This is a genomic window from Curtobacterium sp. MCPF17_001, assembly GCF_003234615.1.
In the GTDB taxonomy this organism is placed as follows: Bacteria; Actinomycetota; Actinomycetes; order Actinomycetales; family Microbacteriaceae; genus Curtobacterium.
In genome coordinates, this window is sequence record NZ_QKSL01000006.1 from 121,890 (window position 1) to 144,548 (window position 22,659).

19 protein-coding genes are annotated in these 22,659 nt (G+C 70.7%); 6 read left to right on the forward strand and 13 right to left on the reverse strand.

Annotation, left to right across the window (positions count from 1 at the left end; all coding sequences use genetic code 11):
* Positions 1 to 65: 65 nt before the first annotated feature.
* Both DEJ24_RS07840 and DEJ24_RS07845 read right to left on the reverse strand, forming a co-directional pair.
* The gene (locus tag DEJ24_RS07840) at positions 66 to 746 is read right to left on the reverse strand and encodes a response regulator transcription factor (protein WP_110903429.1); all 681 of its coding nucleotides are present in this window, start codon (positions 744 to 746) and stop codon (positions 66 to 68) included.
* A complete protein-coding gene (locus DEJ24_RS07845; RefSeq protein WP_110903430.1) occupies positions 743 to 1,909 on the reverse strand; it encodes a cell wall metabolism sensor histidine kinase WalK in 1,167 nt (388 codons plus the stop codon). Before DEJ24_RS07845 ends, DEJ24_RS07840 begins: the two co-directional genes overlap by 4 nt.
* Before the next feature lie 146 nt (positions 1,910 to 2,055).
* Here DEJ24_RS07845 and phoU point away from each other — a divergent pair, with 146 nt between their 5' ends.
* Both phoU and DEJ24_RS07855 read left to right on the forward strand, forming a co-directional pair.
* Positions 2,056 to 2,727, forward strand: coding sequence for a phosphate signaling complex protein PhoU (gene phoU / locus DEJ24_RS07850; RefSeq protein WP_110903431.1), 672 nt, complete (start codon positions 2,056 to 2,058; stop codon positions 2,725 to 2,727).
* Between the two features lie 119 nt (positions 2,728 to 2,846).
* On the forward strand, positions 2,847 to 3,389 hold the full coding sequence (locus DEJ24_RS07855; RefSeq protein WP_111078120.1) for an AAA family ATPase: 543 nt from the start codon (positions 2,847 to 2,849) through the stop codon (positions 3,387 to 3,389).
* Positions 3,390 to 3,498: 109 nt separating this feature from the next.
* Here DEJ24_RS07855 and DEJ24_RS07860 read toward each other — a convergent pair whose 3' ends face one another.
* Entirely contained in the window at positions 3,499 to 4,245 is a 747-nt protein-coding gene (locus DEJ24_RS07860) for a phosphoglyceromutase (protein ID WP_111078122.1), read from the reverse strand.
* A gap of 44 nt (positions 4,246 to 4,289) precedes the next feature.
* Here DEJ24_RS07860 and DEJ24_RS07865 point away from each other — a divergent pair, with 44 nt between their 5' ends.
* The gene (locus tag DEJ24_RS07865) at positions 4,290 to 5,078 is read left to right on the forward strand and encodes a class I SAM-dependent methyltransferase (protein ID WP_111078124.1); all 789 of its coding nucleotides are present in this window, start codon (positions 4,290 to 4,292) and stop codon (positions 5,076 to 5,078) included.
* A 162-nt stretch (positions 5,079 to 5,240) separates the two neighbouring features.
* Here DEJ24_RS07865 and DEJ24_RS07870 read toward each other — a convergent pair whose 3' ends face one another.
* The 3 genes from DEJ24_RS07870 to DEJ24_RS07880 form a co-directional block, all read right to left on the reverse strand.
* On the reverse strand, positions 5,241 to 6,317 hold the full coding sequence (locus tag DEJ24_RS07870) for a folate-binding protein YgfZ (RefSeq protein ID WP_111078126.1): 1,077 nt from the start codon (positions 6,315 to 6,317) through the stop codon (positions 5,241 to 5,243).
* Positions 6,317 to 6,919 (reverse strand): FABP family protein, encoded by a 603-nt coding sequence (locus DEJ24_RS07875; RefSeq protein ID WP_110903436.1) that lies wholly within the window; start codon positions 6,917 to 6,919, stop codon positions 6,317 to 6,319. The genes DEJ24_RS07870 and DEJ24_RS07875 overlap by 1 nt, the downstream gene beginning before the upstream one ends.
* A 153-nt stretch (positions 6,920 to 7,072) precedes the next feature.
* A complete protein-coding gene (locus DEJ24_RS07880; protein WP_111078128.1) occupies positions 7,073 to 7,378 on the reverse strand; it encodes a hypothetical protein in 306 nt (101 codons plus the stop codon).
* Between the two features lie 98 nt (positions 7,379 to 7,476).
* Here DEJ24_RS07880 and DEJ24_RS17225 point away from each other — a divergent pair, with 98 nt between their 5' ends.
* Genes DEJ24_RS17225 through DEJ24_RS07895 form a run of 3 tightly spaced genes read left to right on the forward strand, consistent with a single transcriptional unit; the run spans position 7,477 to position 11,187 of the window.
* On the forward strand, positions 7,477 to 8,157 hold the full coding sequence (locus DEJ24_RS17225; protein ID WP_110903438.1) for a response regulator transcription factor: 681 nt from the start codon (positions 7,477 to 7,479) through the stop codon (positions 8,155 to 8,157).
* Positions 8,157 to 8,978 carry a mycothiol synthase gene (mshD, locus tag DEJ24_RS17230; protein ID WP_111078130.1) on the forward strand — a complete coding sequence of 274 codons (822 nt, stop codon included), beginning with the start codon at positions 8,157 to 8,159 and terminating at the stop codon, positions 8,976 to 8,978. Before DEJ24_RS17225 ends, mshD begins: the two co-directional genes overlap by 1 nt.
* A 46-nt stretch (positions 8,979 to 9,024) precedes the next feature.
* A complete protein-coding gene (locus tag DEJ24_RS07895) occupies positions 9,025 to 11,187 on the forward strand; it encodes a serine/threonine-protein kinase (protein WP_111078132.1) in 2,163 nt (720 codons plus the stop codon).
* A 347-nt stretch (positions 11,188 to 11,534) separates the two neighbouring features.
* Here the strand turns inward: DEJ24_RS07895 and DEJ24_RS07905 are convergent, their stop codons facing one another.
* The 7 genes from DEJ24_RS07905 to DEJ24_RS07935 form a co-directional block, all read right to left on the reverse strand.
* Positions 11,535 to 15,797, reverse strand: a complete 4,263-nt coding sequence (locus DEJ24_RS07905; protein WP_111078133.1) for an FtsK/SpoIIIE domain-containing protein — start codon at positions 15,795 to 15,797, stop codon at positions 11,535 to 11,537.
* 69 nt (positions 15,798 to 15,866) lie between these two features.
* Positions 15,867 to 17,228, reverse strand: coding sequence for an ABC transporter substrate-binding protein (locus DEJ24_RS07910; protein WP_111078135.1), 1,362 nt, complete (start codon positions 17,226 to 17,228; stop codon positions 15,867 to 15,869).
* A complete protein-coding gene (locus tag DEJ24_RS07915; protein ID WP_146245959.1) occupies positions 17,225 to 20,023 on the reverse strand; it encodes a hypothetical protein in 2,799 nt (932 codons plus the stop codon). Before DEJ24_RS07915 ends, DEJ24_RS07910 begins: the two co-directional genes overlap by 4 nt.
* Positions 20,024 to 20,189: 166 nt before the next feature.
* On the reverse strand, positions 20,190 to 20,414 hold the full coding sequence (locus DEJ24_RS07920) for a hypothetical protein (protein ID WP_146245960.1): 225 nt from the start codon (positions 20,412 to 20,414) through the stop codon (positions 20,190 to 20,192).
* Between the two features lie 155 nt (positions 20,415 to 20,569).
* Complete coding sequence (locus DEJ24_RS16580; RefSeq protein WP_146242642.1) at positions 20,570 to 21,007, reverse strand: hypothetical protein; 438 nt, start codon at positions 21,005 to 21,007, stop codon at positions 20,570 to 20,572.
* Positions 21,008 to 21,597: 590 nt separating this feature from the next.
* Positions 21,598 to 22,047, reverse strand: a complete 450-nt coding sequence (locus DEJ24_RS07930) for a hypothetical protein (RefSeq protein ID WP_146244605.1) — start codon at positions 22,045 to 22,047, stop codon at positions 21,598 to 21,600.
* A gap of 190 nt (positions 22,048 to 22,237) precedes the next feature.
* Positions 22,238 to 22,561 (reverse strand): hypothetical protein, encoded by a 324-nt coding sequence (locus DEJ24_RS07935; RefSeq protein WP_111078145.1) that lies wholly within the window; start codon positions 22,559 to 22,561, stop codon positions 22,238 to 22,240.
* Positions 22,562 to 22,659 lie beyond the last annotated feature (98 nt).

Below are 22,659 nucleotides of genomic sequence, written 5' to 3' on the forward strand. Positions count from 1 at the left end.
GAGGCCCGGGGCCGGTTCCGATGAACCGGCCCCGGGCCTCCCGTCCGTCTGCCCGCCGGTGGCGGCTACGCCTCGATGCGGTACCCGAGCCCGCGGACGGTGACGAGGACCTCCGGCGTGCTCGGGACGCGCTCGATCTTCGAGCGGATCCGCTTGATGTGCACGTCCAGCGTCTTCGTGTCGCCGAAGTAGTCCGAGCCCCAGACCCGGTCGATGAGCTGCCCACGGGTGAGCACGCGACCGGCGTTGCGGAGCAGCAGCTCGAGGAGCTCGAACTCCTTGAGCGGCATCGGCGTCTCGGACCCGTCGACCGAGACCGTGTGCCGCTCGACGTCCATCCGGATCCCGCCGACCTGCAGGATGCCCATGTCCCCCGGGTCATCCTCGGTCCGGCGGCGGAGCACCGCACGGATGCGCGCGAGCAGCTCACGCGTCGAGTACGGCTTCGTCACGTAGTCGTCGGCGCCGAGCTCCAGCCCGACGACGATGTCCACCTCGGAGTCCTTCGCGGTGAGCATGATGATCGGGACGTTCGAACGGGTGCGGATCTGCCGGCAGACCTCGGTGCCGGACAGACCCGGCAGCATCAGGTCCAGCAGGACGAGGTCCGGGTTCTCGGAGTCGAACTTCGACAGGGCGGTGACGCCGTCGGCCGCGACGGCGGTCTCGTACCCCTCCCGCTGCAGCAGGAACTCCAGGGGCTCGCTCAGTGCCGGCTCGTCGTCGACGATGAGGATCTTGGTCACGATGGCTGCTCTTCCATTTGCTCTTCGAGTGCTGTGGTCAGTTCGGGGTCGGCTTCGGGGATGCGGATCGTGAAGGTCGAACCCTTGCCGGGCTGCGACCAGACGCGGACGTCGCCGCCGTGGTTGCTGACGATGTGCTTCACGATCGCCAGACCGAGTCCCGTGCCGCCGGTGGCACGGGAGCGGGCCGGGTCGACGCGGTAGAACCGTTCGAACACGCGGTCGAGGTCGGCCTCCGGGATGCCGACGCCCTGGTCGGTGATCGCGATCTCCACGAAGCCCTTGGTGCCGCGGACGCCGACGCCGACGCGGGTGTTGTCCGGGGAGTACTTCACGGCGTTCGCGATGAGGTTCGACACCGCCACCTGGAGCAGGCCCGGGTCCCCCATCACGCGGAGCTTCGACTTCTTGGCACGGATCAACTCGATGCCCCGGGCGCGGGCGACGACCTCGTTGCCGTCGATCGCGGCCTGCACGACCTTGTCGATCCCGGTCTCCTCGCTCGCCTCGAGCGCGTCGACGGACTGCAGTCGGGACAGCTCGATGATGTCCTTCGTCAGCGCACCCAGTCGTTCCGACTCGGTGACGAGCTGTGCGGCGAACTTCCGGACGTGCGCCGGGTCGTCGGCGGCGATGACGAGGGTCTCGGACAGCAGGCCGATGGCACCGATCGGGGTCTTGAGCTCGTGCGAGATGTTGGCGACGAAGTCACGCCTGACCTCGTCGATGCGCCGGCTCTCGGTCAGGTCGTCCGCCGTGACGAGCACGTACCGGTTGCCGAGCTGCGCCGCGCGGAAGCTGAGGTAGCCCATCACGTCACCCCGACCGCCGCGGGGCAGTTCGAGGTCCTCGGCGCCCATCTCCCCGCTGCGCCGGACCCGGTCGACCAGGGCCGCCAGCTCGTCGTGCACGAGCTTCCGACGCACCACCAGACCGACCGCCAGCGCCTGCGGCGACGCGGCGACGACGGTGTTCGAGGGGTCCACCACGACGGCCGGGTTGTGCATGGTGGCGATCACGGCGGCGACCCCGTCCGGCAGGCTCCGCTCCGCCACGTCGGCTGCACGTGCCGTGCGCTCGGCGGTGATGATCAGCACCACGACGCCCGCGCCGAACACACCGCCGAGGAGCATCGACAGTGGCACGAGCCACGCGTTGTCCATGCCGCCAGTGTAGGAGTGGTCACACGCGGTTCGGACGCCGTTCACGCCCCGGAGCAGGCCGGATCGCGAACCGTTCAGCCGCAGGTCACCGACCGTTCACCTGGGCTGACGACACTCGTCCGGTACGCAGAGAGAGGCCCTCCCCCATGCGCGAAGTGTTCCAGCAGGAGCTCCAGGACGTCCAAGAGCGTCTGACCGAGATCGCCGGGCTCGTCGAGTCCGCCATCACCCGAGCCACCGAGGCGTTCAGCGAGTCGGACGTGGCCCTCGCCGAGGAGGTCATCGCCGACGACGCGAAGATCGACGCCGCCGCGTCCGCCCTGGACGAGGTCGCCATCGACATCCTCGCCCGCCAGGCTCCCGTCGCCCGCGACCTCCGGGTCGTCGTCACCGCCCTGCGGGTCAGCTCGTCGCTCGAGCGGATGGGCGACATGGCCGAGCACATCGCGCAGCTCGCACGTCAGCGCTTCCCCGAGAAGGTCGTCCCGAAGGGCCTGCGCGGCACCTTCAAGCAGATGGGCGCACATGACGTCGCGATGTCGCAGAAGCTCACGCGCCTGCTCGCGACCGAGGACATCGCCCTGGCCGCCGAGATCCGTGACGAGGACGACGCCGTCGACGAGCTGCACGCCAGCGTCTTCGACTTCGTGCTCGGCGAGGCGTGGAAGGGCGGGCCGGTCGACACGGTCGACGCCACCCTGGCCTCCCGGTACCACGAGCGATTCGCCGACCACGCGGTCTCGATCGCGAAGAAGGTCGAGTACCTGGCCACCGGCGACTGGGCCGGCGCTGCCAACGTCACGACGTCCCCGGCCTGAGGCCGGCGGGCTGCCCCCAGGGTGAGTCCGCAAAACGCAAGGTGGGCGGTTGCTCGCAGCGGTACTCCGTTGCGGGGAGCCGCCCACCTTGCGTTTCGCGGAGGTGGGAGGATCGAGGCATGGCCCAGGTCGCGATCATCGTCAACGGCATGCCCGGCTCCGGCAAGAGCACGGTGGGTGCCGCCCTCGCCGAGGTGCTCGGCTGCCCCTTCCTGTCGAAGGACCGGGTGAAGGAGCCACTCGCCGACATCGCCGGCCCGACGATCCCCTCGCGCACGCTCGGCGGGATCGCGATGGACACGCTGTGGTCCATGGCCGGAGCGGTCGAGAACGGGGTCGTCGTCGACGCCGTCCTGCTGCCGTCACGCGACCGGGACTTCCTGGAGGCCGGGCTCACCACCGCCGGTTCGCCGCGCGTCGTCGAGGTGTGGTGCGACGTCGACCGGGAGACCGCGGAGGCCCGACTGCGGGACCGCTACGAGCCGGGCACGATGCCGATCCGCCACGAGGTGCACGGTGACCTCGCCGACGTGCTGGCGTTCTGGGACGAGCACGCAACCGCAGCCGGACCGGTCGGCGTGGGGCCGGTCGTCCGGGTGCAGACCGCGCAGCCCTACGACGTCGGAGCCCTCGTGCAGGAGATCGCCGCGCACTTCGGCTGACGCCCGAGACGGCTGACGCCCGAGACGGCCGACGCCCGAGACAGCTGTGGCGCGGGGCGTCTCGACACCCCGCGCCACGCGCGTCTCCGCTCCCGCAGGTACGTCCGGACTACTTCTTCGCGCCCTGGGCGGCGACCGCCGCGGCACCGGCGGCAGCGGCCTCGGGGTCGAGGTAGTACGCGGGCTTCGTCGGACGGAACTCGTCGTCGAGCTCGTAGACGAGTGGGATGCCCGTGGGGATGTTGAGCCCGGCGATGTCGTCGTCCGAGATGCCGTCGAGGTGCTTCACGAGTGCCCGCAGCGAGTTGCCGTGCGCCGTGACCAGGACGGTCTTGCCCGCGCCGAGGTCCTTCGTGATGTCCGACTCCCAGTAGGGCAGCAACCGGTCGATGACGAGCTTCAGCGACTCGGTCCGGGGCAGCTCGTCGCCGAGGTCCGCGTAGCGACGGTCACCGTGCTGCGACCACTCGGCGTCGTCCGCGATGGGGGGCGGCGGGACGTCGAACGAGCGGCGCCACTCCATGAACTGCTGCTCGCCGTACTGTTCGAGCGTCTGGGCCTTGTCCTTGCCCTGCAGGTCGCCGTAGTGCCGCTCGTTGAGGCGCCAGTCGCGCTTGACCGGCAGCCAGGCCAGGTCGGCCTCGAGCAGGGCGATGTCGGCCGTCTGGATCGCCCGGGTCAGCAGCGAGGTGTACAGGACGTCGGGGACGATGCCGGACTCGGCGATGAGACTGCCGGCCCGCTTCGCCTCCTTCTCACCCAGCTCGGAGAGCCGGACGTCGACCCAACCGGTGAACAGGTTCTTCTGGTTCCAGTCACTGTTGCCGTGACGGAGCAGGACGAGCGTGGAGGTCATGCGCCCGAGTCTACCGAGCAGTGCTCCACCCGTACCCTGGTCCCATGCCCGGGAACTCCTCGCCGATCGGCGCCGTCACCCGCGGGACGACCGGGCACAACCGGCTCCGCAGGGTGGACCGGTGGATCGCGGCCCTCCCGGTCCTCCGGCGCACCGACGACCCCCTCGTCGCGGACGTCGGCTACGGCGCGAGCCCGACCACGACGCTGGAGCTCCGCGACCGGTTGGCACGGCTCCGACCCGACGTCGAGGTCACCGGGATCGAGATCGAGCCGTCGCGGGTCGCCCTCGCGAACGCCGGCACCCGCGACGGGGTGACGTTCCGGCTCGGCGGCTTCGAGACCCCGACCCCGGGCGGCCGACGACCCGCGGTCATCCGGGCCTTCAACGTCCTGCGGCAGTACGACGAGTCCGCCGTCGTCGGGTCCTGGCGGATCATGCAGGACCGGCTGCAACCCGGCGGGCAGCTCGTCGAGGGCACCTGCAACGAGGTCGGTCGGGTCGCCTCGTGGGTCACGCTCGACCGGGAGGCCCCGCACACCTTCACCGTCGCGCTGCGGTTGGCCGGACTCGACGTCCCGAGCATCGTCGCGGAGCGGCTGCCGAAGGCGCTCATCCACCGCAACGTCCCCGGCGAGCGGGTGCACGGGTTCCTCCGCGACCTCGACCTGGCCTGGGCGGTCGCGGCACCGCTCGGCACGTACGGCCCGCGGCAGCGCTGGATCGCAGCGGTCCGCGGGATGCGCGACCGCGGCTGGCCGGTCCTGCACGGCACGAGCCGCTGGCGACTCGGCGAACTCAGCGTCCCCTGGTCGGCGGTCGCTCCCGCCTGACGCGCCCGCTCCGGCGGTCCACATCCCGGCCGGCCGGGAGGCACGGCTGGACACCGGTGTTCGTCGAAGCACCGCGGACGGTCGCGACGCGACGGACGAACACCGGTGCCGTGCAGCGATCACCAGCCGTGCGGGACGCAGCGAGCGCCACGGCCACGGGAGTCAGCCGCGGCGGACGGCCCCGAGGCGTGGCAGGCGCGGGACGTCGGCCGTCGCGCCGGCACCCGGCGGGACGATGACCTGCTGCGCCGCGGTCACGACGACGTCGTCGGTGGTCAGGGACAGCACGGCCGACGGGTCCAGGGACCGCTTGACGACCGCCAGCCCGATCGGCCCGAGCTCGTGGTGCGTGGCCGACGCCACGAGCCGCCCGACCTCGGTGTCGTCCAGCGTCACGGGCGTGCCCGGTGCGGGGACGACGCCGTCGGAGCCGTCGAGGTCCAACATCACCAGGCGCCGCGGCGGACGTCCGAGGTTGTGCACCTTCGCGACCGTCTCCTGTCCGCGGTAGCAGCCCTTCGACAGGTGCACGGCGGAACGGAGCCAGTCGAGTTCGTGCGGGATCGTCCGCTCGTCCACGTCGGACAGCGACGGACGCCAGGCGGCGATCCGCAGGGCCTCCAGCGCCAGGAGACCCGCGGCGGGCACGTCCGACGCGGCCACCTGTGCAGCGGTGTCGGGGATGACCACGGCGATGCGGAGGGTCCAGTCGGTGCCGGGGTGGGCCTCCAGGTCGGCGTAGCCCCACCCACCGGGCGTGACGGACGACCACGGGTCGACCCAGGTGACCAGCGGCGAAGTACCGTGCAGCGGGTCGGCGCCGTCGAACCACCCGAGCGTCGTGAACTCGGCCGAACGGTCGGTGACCTCCACCCGCAGCATGAACCGCATCGAGGACAGCCAGGCGGCGAGCGGCCCGGCGTCCTCCGGCTCGGTGAGGAGCCAGGCGGTCTCGCCGTCGTCGACCACCCGCGCGGCGTGCTCCACCCGACCGGAGGCGTCGAGCACCAGCGTCTCGGTGCTCACCCCCGGTGCCAGGCCGAGCAGCAGCTGGGACGTGATCGAGTTCAGCCAGGACAGGCGGTCCGGACCCGACACCGTGACGACACCGAGTCCGAGTTCCACGACCGCGCGACCGCGGGCGAGCAGACGCTGCTCCCCGAGCGGGTTGCCGAAGTGCGCCGCGGGCCCGGCAGCGGAGGCGACGAACCCGTCACGCACAGCGAACGGCGAGGCCATCAGTCGACCTTCGCGAGCTGCCCCGAGGCGTGCGAGGTGAGTTCACGTCCGAGGGCGGCGATGTCCCACGCCCAGAAGAGCTTGCCCTCGACCAGGCCGTACATCCGGGTGGCGGCCGAGTACTCCTTGGCGTTGGCGGAGCGCATCACCGCGTCGGTCGCCAGGTCGATGCGTCCCTGCTTGACGCGGCCGACGTAGAGCTCGTTGACGCCCGTCGGGTGGATGATCGCCGCTTCGACGTCGAAGCCGTTCGTCTGGTTGCGCAGGGTCTCGACACTCTGCGTGGTCGAGAACGGCACCGGGCCGTCCCCGAGCAGCAACGCGGGACCGCGGTCACCCGGTTCGGACGGACGGTCGAGCCGCCAGTAGCCCATCTCGGCAGCGAGCGGCGTGTGGTCGTCGTCGAGCAGCCACGTCGTCGACGAGTAGTTGAGGTACGGCAGACCGTCGTGGCTGAAGCTCACGCGCTGCCCGAACTCGTACGTCCGGACGTCGTCGTCCTCACCCACGGGGTACTCGACGACGCCGGTGCCTTCCCAGACGCCGACCAGCCACGACAGCGGGACGAGTTCGGCGGAGAGGCCCTCGGGGAGTTCGATCACCGCTGGCCCTTGAAGAGCTTGACGACGACGGTCACCGAGATGAAGGCGATCGCGAGCGACGCCAGGCCCAGCAGGCCCACGTAGAAGAGCTCGAGCGCAAGCAGCGAATCCATGCCGGAAGTCTACGCGGCCCGGACCGAGAAGCCAGGGACCTCAGCGCACGAGCAGGATCAGCGCCGTCACGAGCACGACCACGAAGGACCCCGACGACGCGATGCTGATCCGCTCCACCAGGCCGTCCTTCGTCTGCGTCGCGAGCTGCAGGACGAAGCTGACGAACACCGCCGCGACGAACACGAGCAGCAGCCAGGCGAACGAGTCCTTCTGCGTCAGGGTCAGGACGAGGACCGCTCCGGCGACCGCGAGCAACCACACCGGCACCACCGACGTCAGCCGCAGCCGTCGCTGGCTCGGCACGACCACCGGGTCGGGGCCCACGGGGTCCGTCGTCTCACTCACGTCCCCATCATGACAGCCGCGTGCTGCACCGTCCGTCCGGGTCGGTTCCGCGGGCTCACTAGGATGGCGCAACGACGTCATCTGCCTCTGGAGGTCCTGTGGCACAGCTCCTGGTACTCACCTCGGCCGCGCCCGGCGACGTCCTGCCGAGCCTCGGCCTGCTGAGCCACCGGATCCGGCACGTGCCCGCCGAGGCCGCACAGCTCGTCAACGCACCGCAGAGCGACCTGATGTTCGTGGACGCCCGGACCGACCTGGTCAGCGCGAAGGCCCTCTGCAAGATCCTCGCGACGAGCGGCTCGACGACACCCGTCGTGCTCGTGGTGACCGAGGGCGGCCTCACCGCGGTGACCACCGAGTGGAGCATCGACGACGTCGTGCTCGAGTCCGCGGGCCCCGCCGAGGTCGACGCCCGCATCCGCCTCAACGCCGGACGCGCCTCGAAGAACCAGACCGGGTCGAAGATCCAGGCCTCCGGCGTCGTCATCGACGAGGCGAGCTACTCCGCGAAGGTCCGCGGCCGGCCGCTCGACCTCACCTTCAAGGAGTTCGAGCTCCTCCGCTTCTTCGCCACCCACCCGGCCCGGGTGTTCACCCGTGAGCAGCTGCTCAGCGAGGTCTGGGGCTACGACTACTTCGGCGGCACCCGCACGGTCGACGTCCACGTCCGACGACTGCGCGCGAAGCTCGGGGACCTGGAGTCCCTCATCGGCACGGTCCGCAACGTCGGGTACCGCTTCAACGTGCACGACGACGACGACCGCTCGCAGGGCCAGTAGTGCTCGCGATCGTCGAACAGCTCGCCGACGCCGCGATCGCGGACGGCGAGGCTCCCCCCCTCTCCGACCAGACCCTCGTCGACCTGCGCGCCGGCCGCGCCCACGTCCTCGGTGACGACACCGGTATCGCGGTCGTCCGGGACGGTGAGGTCGAGGTCTTCGTCCGCCGGGAGGCCCGGGGTCGCGGCATCGGCACCCGTCTCGTCGAGCAGGTGCTCGCCCTGGCGGACCCGCCGACGCGGGCCTGGGCACACGGTGACCACCCCGCCGCCCGTGCCCTCGCGGCCCGATCGGGATGGTCCGCGGAGCGCACGTTGCTGCAGCTGCGCGCACCCGTGCCGACGACGGCGGCCGACCCGGGCCTCCCGGACGGCTACCGACTCGACGCGTTCCGGGCCGGCTCCCCGCGGGACGAGGCCGACTGGCTGGCGCTGAACGCCGCGGCCTTCGCGTCGCACCCCGAGCAGGGGCGGATGACGCTCGACGACCTGCGCGCCCGCGAGTCCGACGCGTGGTTCTCCGGGGACGACCTGGTCCTGTTGCGTGACGCCGACGGCGAGCTGGCCGGCTCCTGCTGGCTCAAGGTCGAGGACGGGGTCGGCGAGTACTACGCCGTCGCGGTCCGGCCGGACCTGCAGGGCAGGGGGCTCGGCGGGGTCCTCATGCGCGCCGGCGCCGCGCGACTCGTCGACCGTGACCTGCACGCCGTCGCGCTCTACGTCGAGGGCGACAACGGACCCGCGCTGGCGCTCTACCGCCGACAGGGGTTCGTCGACCACACCGTCGACGTCCAGTACGCGGCGCCGACGACCGGCCGGTAACATGGAGCGTCGGTGACGCACCGACGTTCGTGGGTTCGGGGGATCTGTGACGGAGTACGGGCAGCACGCGCAGCGCTCCCAGTACGGCAAGGGGGAGCCGCTTGGCGCGTCCTACCGGCTGGTCGACCTCCTCGGCACCGGCGCGTCCGGCGAGGTCTGGCGGACCGAGCACACCGCGACCGGTGAGCAGTTCGCGGCGAAACTGCTGCGGGCGGAACTCGCTGCCGAACCGGACGTCGTCGAACGGTTCGTCCGCGAACGCTCGGTGCTGTTGGCACTCGACCACCCCTCGATCGTCCGGGTCCGGGACCTCGTCGTCGAGGGCGACCGGCTCGCCATCGTCATGGACCTGGTCGGTGGCGGCTCGGCCCGTGACCTGCTGCTCGCCGTCGGGACGCTGCCGGCGAGCGACGCCCTGACCATCACCGCCGAGACGCTCGACGCCCTGGCCGTCGCGCACGAGCGTGACGTCAGCCACCGGGACGTCAAGCCCGACAACGTCCTGCTCGACCACGAGTGGACGGCCGGCAGCACGGGCGACGTGCGGGTGTCCGACTTCGGGATCGCCTCGGTCGTGGCCGAGCGGGACCGGAAGACCACCGGACTCCTCGGCACGCCGCAGTACATGGCGCCCGAGTCGATCAGCCAGGGGCGCTCCGGTCCCGCCGCGGACGTGTACGGCGCCGGTGTCATGCTCTACGAACTGCTCTCCGGCCGGACGCCGTTCGCCGGCCCGGGCACGGACTTCGCGGTCGCGTACCGGCACGTGACCTCCACCCCACCGCGACTCGACGTGCCCGACGCGCTCTGGGCCGCGCTGTCGTCCCTGCTGGCGAAGGAGCCCGCTGCCCGCCCGTCCGCGGTCGACGCCGCCGCGTCCCTCCGCCGCCTGGCCCGGTCACTGCGGGACACCCCGGCCCTGGAGCGGGTCGACGACCCGGACGCGTTCGACGAGGTCGAGCGCCCCGCGACGGTCGTGCGTGGTGGGGTCGGTGCTGCGAGCACCGGGACCGCTGTCGCCGAGACCGGCTCCGGCGGTTCCGGTGGTCCTGCGCTCGTGGCTGCCGAGGACGGGGCGGTCGAACCGGGTCCCGACCTCGGACCCGCCGGCTCCCAGACCGTCATCCGACCGTTGGCTCGCCCGGTCCTGCCCGCCGCACCGGCCGAGGTCGAGAGCACCCGACGCCGTTTCGCCCGACCCGACTGGTTGACGAACCGGATGCTGCTGCTCGGGGTCGTCGGGATCGTGCTGGTCGTCGTGCTCGTCATCGCGGCCGTCGTCTGGCTGCCCGGCGCAGGGAAGAAACGCCCCGGTGGCAGCGCGACCGGAGCGCAGAGTGCCAGTGCCTACCAGCAGGACCGACCGCTGCCGACCGGGTTGACCACCACGCGCAAGGCCGTGGTCGACGCCTCGGCCGGCACCGTCGAGCTCTCGATCACCTACGCCGCGCAGACCGCGCCGCTGACCGGGCCCCTGCTCGAGGTGCTGCCGGCCGCGGCGAAGGGCGCTGACTGCCCCGCCGTCACCTGGAGTGGCGAGGGCGTCACGGCGAAGCGGAACCAGCCGTCGCTGACCGGCGTCGACACCGCCTGTGCGTGGAGCCTGTCGGGCGTCGACGTCGAGGCCGGTGGGTCCGTGACCGTGCAGGCGGCGGTGCCCGTGGACGCGATCGAGCCGGGGGCACGGTCCGGCTCGTCCGGGTCCGGGTCCGGGTCCGGGTCCGGGTCCGGGTCCTCTGGCTCCGGTTCTTCGGCGGCCACCGGTTCCGGGTCGGGTGGCTCGGCGCTGCAGGAGTGGCTCGACGGCGTGGGCGCCGCGACCACCGCCGCCGTGACCGACCAGTCGGTGAGCGGCACCGCGTACCCCGTTCAGCGGTTGCAGGGCATCGACGTCCGCACCCCGGACCGCACGGTCAGCCAGACCGCCTTGCCCGTCACGCTCGTCCCGGTGTGGCCGGGCGGTGCGGACGACCTCAACCCGCTGTACCGCAGCCCGAGCACCGGTCGACCGTCCGAGATGCTCGTCGACGTCGCCGGCGGAGAGTCCGGCGTCCGGTTCGCTGACGGCTGCTCGGGAGCGTTGGCGGTGTCGTCCGACGGGCTCGTCGTGACCGCGCTCTCCGTGGCGCCCACCTGCACGGTGCGGGCAACGGTGGGGAACTTCACGAACCTCGAGAGCGACCCGTTCGGGATCACCACGCGCGACTGACGTCGGCGGCGGGTCCGGCGGCGGGTCCGGCGGCGGGTCCGGCGGCGGGTCCGGCGGCGGGTCCGGCGGCGGGTCCGGTGGCCGGGAGGCGCGTGGCCGTGCCGCCACGCGCCTCCCGGCCGACGGTCTGCCCCGCGAAAGCGACAGATCAGCGCGGACTGTCGGCAGAGAACTGTCGCTTTCGCACACTGAACCGGCACCCGTGGGCGCGCGCGGGTGAGCCGCCGCCGGCCGGCGGTCCGCCCCGCGAAAGCGACAGATCAGCGCGGAGTTTCAGCGCAGATCTGTCGCTTTCGCGTACCGAACCGGCACCCCTGGGCAGGCGCAGGCGAGCCGCGGACCGGCGGTCAGCGGGCGGCGGAGGCGGTCTGTACGAGGCGGACCGCGCCTCCAGAGGCGGCGTACCCACGCCCGACGGTCAGTGCCACCGGCGACCGGCGCGGCAGGGTCACGCCGAGGAGCTCGCCGTCGTAGTCGACGTCCGGCTGCAGGAGGACCCCGCACCGGGACTTCCGGACCGCCCGCGTCCAGTGGCTGTACATCGAACGGAGGTCGGCGGACCGGCCGGATGCCACGACGCAGAGGCCGGGACGCTCGGTCGACAGCAGCGACGCGATGCTCTGGTCGCCGTCGTCGAACCGTTCGGCGTCGTCGATGAGCAGCAGTACCGGGCCGCGCTCGAGGCGGATGCCCGCGAGGAGCGCCGGGACCTCGTCCGCCCCGACGGCGATGCGGTCGAACGAGCCGGTCGCCAGGGGTGAGCGACGGTCGCAGATCGCCCACACCGACGGTCGGACGCCCTCCGTGTTGCGCGCCGACTCAGCCAGGGCGAGGAGGACCGACGACTTGCCGGAACGCGCCGGGCCGGCGACCAGGACGTGCTCGCCGTCGTACACCTCGAGGACGGCGGTTCCGAGGTCGTCCTCCGCGATCCCGATCGGCATCTGCCACGGATCGGTGTCGAAGCGAGCGGGGACACCGAGGTCTGCGACCGACACCGCTCCGGGAAGGCGACCGACGGCGCTGGCCTTCGGCGCCGTACCGGGCCAGCGCTCGGCGACCGCACGGACAGCCTCCGCCAGGGTCCCGCCCGGGGTTCCGACGTGGGATTGCAGCTTGCTGATCGAGTCGATGAAGCGACCCGGGACCGGCGGCGGGACGTCCTTCGGGCGGACGCCGATCGTCGCGTAGTCGTACGGGTCGGCGAGGCGGAAGAGCCACTTCTGTGTGGTGACCTCGTCCATGGCGGACGGGACGGCCTTCGCACGGGTGGTCGAGACCGCGAACGAGATACCGAGCGCGGGCCCCTCGGCGTACACGCGGTAGAGGGCGTCGAGGAGTTGCTGGCCCTCGAAGTCCTGGTACTCGTCACGGAGCGCGGCGAGGCCGTCGAGCAGGACGACCGCGCGGCGGCCGCCCGGGGCAGCCCGGCGACGATCGAGTTCGGTCCGCAGGTAGCGGAGCATCCGGGCCTGCAGCTCACCCGCGCCCGCGCCGGAGCCGACGTACGCGCTGGTGTGCGGCAGGTCGGCGAGCGGAGCCAGGTCGCCGGCGCCCATGTCGAGCACCAGGAGGTCGAGGTCCTCAGGGCTCGTGGCCCGTGCGAGCTGCAGTGCGATTGACGCCAGCGCGGTGCTCGTCCCACTGCCGGGGATGCCCATGAGCATGAGGTTGCCCTCGGTCCGGTCCCAGCCGGTGGTGACCTGCCGCTGGTTGTCCGGGTCGTCGGCGAGGGCGACCGGGACCGTGCTCGGCGTGCCTGCAGGGCTGTCGGCGGGGACCAGCGTGTCGAGCGGGACGGACGTGCCCAGGGCCTCCGGCCAGATCGGACGGGGCGGGGCGTACCCGGCCTCGTCGTTCGCAGCCGAGATGGCGTCGATGAGGACGTCGAGGTCCGTCAGGTCGGAGGCGGCCGGAGCGGCGAAGGCCACCGGAGCCGGCACGCCGAACACGTCGGTCGGGCGCACGGTGACCGGCTGCTCGGCGCGGAGGTCCCGCGCGCGGCCGGTGACGAGCGCGGTCTGCACGGGCGTGATGTCGTCCTGCCCGAGCTTCACGTAGGCGCGACCGGTCTGCTGGCGACCGATGCCGGCTGCGGAGGGGACGCCGATGACGTTGGTCGAGTCCTCACGGCTCTGCACACGGAGTGCGACACGCATGTTGGTGTTGGCGAGGATGTCCTCGCTGACGACGCCGGCCGGTCGCTGGGTCGCGAGGAGCATGTGGACGCCGAGGGTGCGACCGACCGCGGCGATCGCCACGAGCGAGGTGAGGACGTCCGGGAAGTCCTTCGCCAGCATCGCGAACTCGTCCACCACGAAGAGCAGTCGGGGCATCGGCTCCGCCGGCTTCGTCGCCAGGTACGCGTCGAGGTTGTCGATGTCCGCACCCGCGGCGGCGAACACCCGCTGGCGACGACCGAGTTCGGCTTCGAGGGCACGGATCGCCCGGTCGGCGAGCTGCTCGTCGAGGTTGCTGATCGTGCCGATCGTGTGCGGCAGTCGCTCACAGGCGGCGAAGGCGGCACCGCCCTTGAAGTCGACGAGCAGGAAGTTCAGGCGCGTCGGGTCGTTGCGGGCGGCGAGGCCGGCCACGAAGGACCGCAGGAACTCGCTCTTGCCGGAACCCGTCGTGCCACCCACCAGGCCGTGTGGGCCGTCGCGGACCAGGTCGATCTCGAGGACGCCGCTCTCGGACGAGCCGATGGGCGTCGAGAAGCCGGTGCGGGCCTCCCAGGCGGCCCGGATCGCGGCTGCGCCGGAGAGCGCTTCGGTGGTGTCGGCGCCGGTGAGCAGGTCGGGGAGCCGGACGAGCGCTGGCAGCGACGCTCCCGGAACCAGGAGCTCGGGGTCGTCGAAGTGGGCGACGTGGCGGGCGCAGAGCTCGGCGGCCTCGGGCGACAGCCCGGCGAGCACGACGTCCTCGACGCGGGTCCGGTCCTCGGGGCGGTAGACGGTCGCGGCGGCGTCCGCGCTGACCGTGATGATCGTGGTGCAGGCCGCGGGGAGCTGCTGCTCGTTCGTCGCGATGATGATCCCGCTCACCCGGCGCGGGCGCTCACCAGGACGACGGACCTGCCCGAGCGCGCTCCTGCCGTGGCCCAGCAGGCTGCGGGCCGGGGCGTCACGGCCCTCGGTGAGGACCTCGGAGTCGATGAGGACGAGGAGCTCCGGCGTCGGCAGCTCGTCGATGGACTCGCGCAGGCCGCGGAGCACCGCGGCGCCCTGGTCACGCTGCGCCGACATCCACCGCTGACCGGTGCTGCTGCCCGCCACGCGGGCGTGCGGCAGCCAGGAGGCCCAGGACCAGTCGTCCTCGCGGCCCCGGTCGCAGAAGACGCCGACGGTCAGGTCGGCGGGTCCGCAGTGCACGGTCGCCTGGACCAGGAGGCTACGGGCCAGGGCGAGAGCGCCCTCACGGTCACCCACGATCCCGACCACCCCGGCGTCGCTCAGGTCGGCGACGACGGGCGCCGCGGTGAGCTTGCTCGACTCGATCGCGGCCTTGGCGTCGTCCTCGAGCTTCGTCTGCGTCGCGCGCGAGTCCAGTTCCGGCCGCCACGGTGCGTCGCCCGTGCCGGCGTGCAGGCTGAGGAAGTCCACGTCGTCGGCCCGACGCTGCCAGAGCGTCGTGGCCGGCAGGAGCGCACGCCGCACGACGCTCGCCGGGTCCGGCACGAGTTCCTGCCGGCGCGCTGCCTCGATGGCGGCGGCCGCAGTGATCTCGCCGCTGAAGCCGCGGACCGCCTCGGCGAAGCGCTCGTCTTCTTCCTTGAGGTTCCGCGCCCGCCGGTGCTTCTGCTCGAACCACATGCCGATCGCCGTCACCGGGCTGAGGAGGGCGAAGAGCGCGAACCGGGCGTCTCCGAGCAGGAGCACCATCGCCCCGGCCAGGACCAGCGGAGCCGCGACCGTGATCCAGCTGAACTTCGAGGCGGGCGGCACGTCGCGCTTCGTCGGCGGGGACACCGGCTCGACCGCGGTGTTGCGTCCGGGGCGCGGCGGACGGTTGAAGGGAGCCGTCGCCGCCGGGGTCAGGTTCGGCAGGGACCCGGGCGCAGGCACCGGCGTCTCGTGCAGGTCCGGGCGGACGAGCAGGACCGCCCCGCCGACGATGACACTCGTGCCGACCTCGACCAGGACGCCGTCCTCGTCGATGCGCTCCCCCGCCACCACGGTGCCGTTCGTCGAACCGGCATCACGGATCCGGACGCCGTCCTCCTCGAGCTCGAGCGTGCAGTGCTCCCACGAGGCGCTCTCGGTGGGCAGGACCAGGTCGGCCTGCGGGGCGCGGCCGACCACGAGCCTCCGGGACCGCGGGACGGACACCACCGCGCCGGTGACGAGGCCTCCAGCCAGGGTGACCGTCCACCCGTCGACCAGCTGCGGGCGCTCCTCGGGGGTGCGGGCGATGCGTGAGCCTTCGAGCAGGACCAGGTCACGGAGGGGCGTGTCGACGCTCGTTCGGTGCCCGTCGACCGCGAGGGTCGTGCCGGGTTCCAGCGCCAGGCCCGTCGCCGACTCGACCAGCTCACCCAGGCAGCTGGCGTTCGCCCAGCCGTCGACCTCCACCGCTTCACGTCGGTCGTCGAGCTCGATCAGCAGACGCATGCGCGCTCCTCCTCGTCCGTGGGGTGGTGGGGTGTTGCTCGTCCGCGTCGGTCCCGCTGGCCCGGTGGGTCAGCGGGCCGTCGAGTCCTGGAACCAGACGAGCGACGCGGTCTGCTCGGTCGTCGCCGGACGCAGCCCGAGCGTCTGCGAAGAGGCCGCGAGCACGGTCGCGTCGGCGCGGAGGGCCTGCTGCTGCCGGAAGTCGAGTGCCGGACCGGCGAGGCCGTCCGACGCATCGAGGCGCAGCGTCGAGAGTGCGTCAGCGACTGCCGACGGCTCGTCGCTGCGTGCGGCACCGACGGCGCGGACGAGCGCGACGACCGCGTCGTGGCTCCGTGAGTCGGCCGCCCATGCGACCGCACTGAACGGCTGGTCGGCCGTGAGGTTCTGCGCTTCCGCGTCATCGGACAGGACCCGGACCCCGCCGAGGAACGCGGACATCGAACGGCCCTGGGCGTCGGAGGTCAACGCGCGTGCATCGTCCGTCGCGACCCCCGTCGAGACGAAGGTGCCCGACAGGCTGCCGTTCGCCGCGGCGAGGGCGGTGCCGAACGCCGGGCTCGTCGCATCGGGGGTGAGCACGACCGGGACGGTGACGTCCGCGGACTGCAGCGCCGCGACGAACGCCCCCTGCCGTGCCGCCGGACCGCTCACCACGACCGCGTCGGAGTCGGGCTTCGTGGCCTCGGTGTCCGTCGTGTCGGCGGGCGCATCCGACGTTGCGGTGGTCATCGGGGCAGCACCGGTCCGCCGGGCCACGGTCGTCGCGAGCGCAGCGTCGTTTGCCGCGTCGTCGGCGTCCATCACGTGGGCGAACCGGATACCGGACGGAGCACCGCCGCCCAGGTCCACGAGCAGCGGGGAGTCAGCGCCGCGGATCGCACGTTGCATCGCCGCGCTGACCGAGGCCCGGGAAGGTGCGGTCGACCAGGACCCGTCCCCGCCGTCGGCGTACGGGAGCACCACGGGGACGCCAGCGTCGGATGCCGCGTCGAGCGCGCCCGAGACGTGCGCTCCGGAGGAGGCGACGACGATGCCGGCCACGCCGCTGTCGACGAGCTGCTCGACGGCGCGCTTCGCTCCGCTCGCGCTGCCGCCGTCGTTCCGGGTGACGAGTTCCACGTCGGTCCCACCGAGGGTCAGACGCTTCGCCGCCACGAGGGCTCCCTGCGCGGCTTCGTCCCACTCGGACCCTTCGCCGTCGCCGAGCGTCACGACGACGCCGATCTTCGTGCCGTCGGGCACGTGCGCCACCCGGATCGGCACCGGGACCGTCGCCGGGACGGCTTCGGCAGCCGGGGTGTTGCGGTCGATCACGAAGACCACCACGGCCAGCACCACGGCGATGACGAGGACCGCCAGGGCAACGATGACGAGGGGCTGCCGCGGCCCGCGAGCGTCCTGCGAGTCCTCGACGGCCTGGTGCGTCATCGTGCCGCTCCGATGGTGAAGGCGTACAGCGTGGTGGAGGTCGCACCCTTCGGCACGTCCATCCGGAACGCGGGCAGGGCGGTCGCGGCATCGAGCGAGGCCCGGAACTGCTCCTGCTGCAGCAGGATCCCCGCCACGTCCTCGGCCCGGACGTTGGCGTAACCGGCAGCGTTCTGCGATGCGAGGGCCAGCTGGTAGTCGGCGGAGTCGGACTTCGCCGCGCTCGTCGCCATCGCGCCGAGGATGCCGGAGCCGTTGACCTTGCGGTCTCCCAGGTCGAGCATCACGCGGTTGAGGTCGCCGGTCAGCAGCGTGCTCGCGCCCTCGACGTCACGCGTCGACGCCGTCGTGCTCGCGTCGATCCGAGCGAGGCTCTGCTTCGTCTGCTCGTCGACGGCGCTCGCCAGGGCGGCGTTCTCACGCTCGAGCTTGCTCTTCTGGCCGTCGATCGTGCCCTTGGCGCCCGCCGTCACGTCCTTCGAGGTGGAGCGGAGGCCGGCGACGGACTGGTCGAACGCCTTGATGACCGCCGCGTTGCTCGTGGTGGCCTGCGCCGAGACGTCGCGGACCTGCTGGTCGATGAGGGCGTCGATCTTCTTCGACGTCTCCTGGTCGGCCTTCTTGAAGGCGTCTTTGACGTCTTGACCCAGAGCATCTTGCTCGACCTTGAGTTTGTCGAGCTCCGCCTTGATGTCATCGCCCGCTTTGTTCGCGGCAGCCGATGCTGCGCGCAGCTGGTCGAGGGTGACGCTCGTGCTGCTGTCCGTGGCACCGATCGTCTTGATCGCCGCCTGTCGAGCGTCTTCCGCGGCCTGAAGCGATTCCTGCAGCCCGGCAATGACCGCGCTGATTCCGCTGTTGGACTTCTTGAGATCCGTGCTTTCGATCACGCTGTCCCAAGCACTCGCCTGCTCGTTGAGTCGTTCGTCCAGAGGGCGGGTGTAACCGAGCGGTGGGTCCAGAGCGGCTCCGTCACCTCTGTCTACGCACGGCTTGTTCGTCAGGTAAGAGCGGAGCTCGTCAGCCTGCTTCTCGGTGAGACCTGGCAACGTGGGGATCAGACCCGTCGGGTCGGTTGGAGCGATCATCTGGCAGAGGCGTCTTGCGAGGGCAGCATTTTGGCCTTGCACAGATGTGTCGCCGGCCGAATCTCCGAGGTCGCCGACGACACCTCTCGCCCCGACAGCACGGCCGTGGACTTCGTTGATCGCCTCGACCAGCGGACCTACTGATGTCTTCGCGGCCTGGATGCTGTCCCGCAACGTGGCCAACGCAGCCTCTCGATCAGCCACTCCGCCAGACTCCCCCGAAGTGAGATGCGCAAGTACTCCATCGATGTCAGCCAGGCTTGCGTCAAGCTTCCCGTAACTGTCGAGTGCGGCCTGAGCCTGCTCTGGTTGCAGAGCTGCGGCCAGTTTGGCGCCAGTGTCGACGAGGCCGGTGAGTGCCTTCGTGATCGTGGTCGACGACGCGAACAGCGCGCACGTCAACGAGCCCTTTGCGTCATCGGCAGCACACTTCTCCGGCGTCGGGTCGCTCGGCCCGACCGACGACGCCAGCTGAGCACTGACCTGCTGCTTGCAGGCCTCGCTCGCATCCGCGTACCCGGCGAGCTGAGCGGACACGCGCAGCAGGTTGCCGTAGACACTGGCGCCACCGGCAGCCTGCTGCGGTTCGGCAGCGCAGCCGTTGCCGTCGATCGCCGGCGTCCGCGCGGTCGCAGAGGTGTCACCGAGGAGCGCGTCGAGGCTGCCGGTGGTCTCCTGCAACTGCTGCAATACCGTGGACTGCGTCGCGCTCACCGTCGACCCGAGGTCGCCCTTGAGCGAGCCGAGCTGACCCGAGAGCGACTTCATCGTGCTGGCCAGCGACGAACTGCTCTCCTTGAGCCGCTCGGCCGTGCGGACACCGAGGGTCGCGGAGGTCGTCTCGAGGTTCGAACGGACCTCGGTGATCGTGCCGCCGGCGCGCGCGAGGACCTCGTTGACCTGGGAGATGAGGTCGATGGTCCGTCGCTGCAGCGCCAGCTCGGAGTCGGTGTCGGACCCGAAGGCCGCGTCCACCACACCGGTCGAGGAGAGGTCCGTCGAGATGCCCGGCTGCGCAGCCATGTCGAACGAGGGCGCCGCGAAGTCGTCGACGTTCGCGACGAGGTGCAGGGTCGTGCTGGCGCCGGACGTCGGCGGCGCGAGGAGTCGTCCCCACTGCACGACCGCGTCGCCGTCGCCGTTGGCGCTGACGACACCGTCCGTCGCGGTGGCGTCGTCGGACGTGTCGGTGACGATGTTGCTGGGCTTCGTCCCGGGCAGCACGGTGGACGCCGCGATGCTGAAGGGCGCACCGACGAGAGCCGGAGTCGTCCGGGAGGCGCCCGCCACGTCGTACGTGAGGTTGCGGGACCGTACGGTCAGGTTCTCGACGGTCAGGTCGATCTCGACCCGGCCGGAGTAGCCCGCCAGGTCCGCGAGGTCAGTGCCGCTCTTCTTCGCCGTCGTGTACTGCGTCGTCACGCGGAGGGGCAGGTCGGCCGCCGCCTTCGCCGTGTCGTGCTCGGTGACCGCCGACGAGGACCCGTCCGTGCCGACCGAGATCGCGGTGTCGGAGATCGCGGTGATCGACCCGTCTGCCGCCAGCTTCGTGTCGACCGTCTGCAGCACACGCGACGGCTTGTCGACCGTCCGGTCCGACGAGGTGCACCCCGAGAGCATCAGCGCAGCAGCACCTGCCACCGCGACCACGGCGAGCGCGCGGCCGTTCCTCGTTCGTACCCCTGGATGCAGCATGCGCAACGACATTGACGACCGTCCCCCTCAAGAACCGACAAGCAACTCGATCCTAACGGGGCTGCGTCGCGCAGGGACGACTGTCCACAGGCGCCCGGGTCCCCCGTTCGGGCGACAGACCAACGGCGATGACTCGCGGGCCGTTCGGCCCTCGGTGCAGTGATCACCATGACCCGAGCTACGCCGATTGCGAGAAGGTCAGCACCAGCGCGCCGAGTTCGCTTCGAACGGGCCAAGAATCCGCGACCAGCCGTCCGGCCTCCCGCACCAACGACCGGGACACGGGGCTCTCGTGCTCCTGCGCCAGAGCACGGGTGAGGACGGACCGAACCGCGTGGATTTGTTCGTCGGAGGCTGCGTCCTCAGCGCCGCGCTGGTCCAGGGTGTCGATCAGGTCAAGCAAGCTCATGTCGTCCCTCCGGTCGCGCCTGCGCGGACCATGCGGCGAACTCAAGAACGACGATATCCGAGGAGTTCCGGCGAGGCACCGAACACCCGCAACAGGGCCCTCACCTCGAGGGAGCCACCACCGGCCTCGAGAGCGTCCTCTTCCCCAACTCACTGATCCATTCGGTAGCTCACGATCTCCGGTTGTACCCGCAGAAGTCCCAGCACCTCACGGAAGTTGAAGGATCTCGCACCGACGACGAGTTCCCAGTCGCCTGGCTTCAGTGAGGCAGCGATACGACCGCGGTTCTCATCAGTGATTCCACGTTGGATGTTGAGGACGCCGCAACTCTTCGTCGTGACTTCGACCTGCGGGATGCTCGTACTCGACAGGTTGGTCGACGACACCCTGACCGAGGTCGCTTCAGCAGTGGAACCTTCACAGGTGACCGTCTTTGGGTGTGAATGGTCGTACGCCCTCAGCGCGAGCGGGCAGATCACGAACATCAAGAAAATGACGGCAAGCGACAGCAGCCAGCCCAAGGTCATCACTGCGACTTTGCGTTCCGACATCCGGGGCCAATCACCGTGCGCGAGGCTGTGACTCACCGACTCAACTCATCCTGTTCGCGGTGACGAGTGACAAACGAGATCCGCGAGCGCCAGGGTCCGGATCGTCACGAAGCGCCGCGCGTTCCGTGCTGACACTCGACCCGTCCGGGACAGCCGTGTTCGGGCGCACGTCATCGCTACCAGCCATCAGTCCTGTGGACCCTGGGCAGCAGATTGAAGAAGTCGAAGAGCCCCCGCGGTACGATCGAGCCCTTGCCCATCGAGAGCGATCGAACAGGATCGCATTCGATACGACGCCCAGGCTTTTCAGCATTGTCGGATGTCACTCCATTCAAGTAGCCGGTTCGTGCGCGGCAGATGTGGAAGACCCTCACGATGCAGATCAGTCCGCCAGCGGCACCGATCGACGCCACGGGAAAGCTGCCGTAGACACGGTCGCCGCCGGATCAGACCGGAACAGCGCTGCCGGTGCTGCAAAAAAGACGAATACGAGCGGAATCGGCTGCTGACACGCGCCGACGTCAGGCGCCGCACAAGCTCCCCAGCGATACTCGAAAACGTCGTGGATGGCGTCTGTTCCTATGCCCGCCCTGCAGCGAGCGCGCTGTACCGCTCTCGAACAGGCCTCATCTGTCAGTCTCAGCCCGCACATCAAAGACGTTCGGAGCAACTCCGATGCCCTGGAACAAGCCCCGAAGACGCGCAGATCCCGCACCGATCTTGACTTCGTAACGCCCACCGCGCACGATCTCGGCTGCCTTCTCCTCGGCTGCCTCGGTGGTGAGCCCTCCGCTCATCACAAGCGTTCCGCAGTCGGTTGATCGGTACTCGACCTGGTTGGACGACGTGCCGACTCCCCTCAAAGATCGACTTGAAGCCGACCCGGCGTAGGCGGCCGTCATCTCGCAACTGATCGTCGTTCTGTGCGCACTGTCGTACTTCTCGAGCATCGTGGGACCGATCAGGAATACGAAGAGCACGAGCGCGAAGAGCGCCAGCACCAGCAGAGAGATCACCCACTTGACAGGTCTTGACAGATTCCGGGGACTTTTCGCTGGTTGTCCGAAGGAATCCATATCTGCTCCCTTACTTCTTTCCCCTGTTCAGCGGTTGGGCCCTTCCGCTCCCTGCGTCACACCACCCAGGAAAGAGTCCCTGAGTTTGATGATCGAGGGGCCGGGGAGGCGCGGGCTTGTTCTCGATGTCCGGAGGGTTCCCCCAGCCGAAGAAGTCGTCCCGCCACTTCTCGAACCCGTTGCGGTCGGCCTACTGCTCCTGCCACTCACGGGCCTGGCGACGGCGTTCGCGTTCTTCCGCGGCAGCCGTCTTCATCTGGTCGACCCAGCCGGCAACCGTGCGCATCATGTCGGAGATGGTCGTGCCGTCGCTCTTCGCGACGCTCGCGTTCTCGGTGAACAGCTCCGAGAAGTGGCCGCGGAACTCCTGCGATGCCGTCGACACGTACGACTGACGGCTTCCGATCTGCCCGTCGATCGCACTGGCTGCGCTGCGCATGGCACTGCCGAGCGCATCAGCGGTCGCGTCGTCGAACTCGATCGGATCGGTGTTGGCGTGCAACTGGTCAGCCATGGTGGCTCGTCCCCCTGAGAAGTGGTGCTGGTCGTGATGGTCGACGAGCCTCCGCAGCGGATCCCCCTGGAGGCTGTGACCCCGACCAACATACCGAT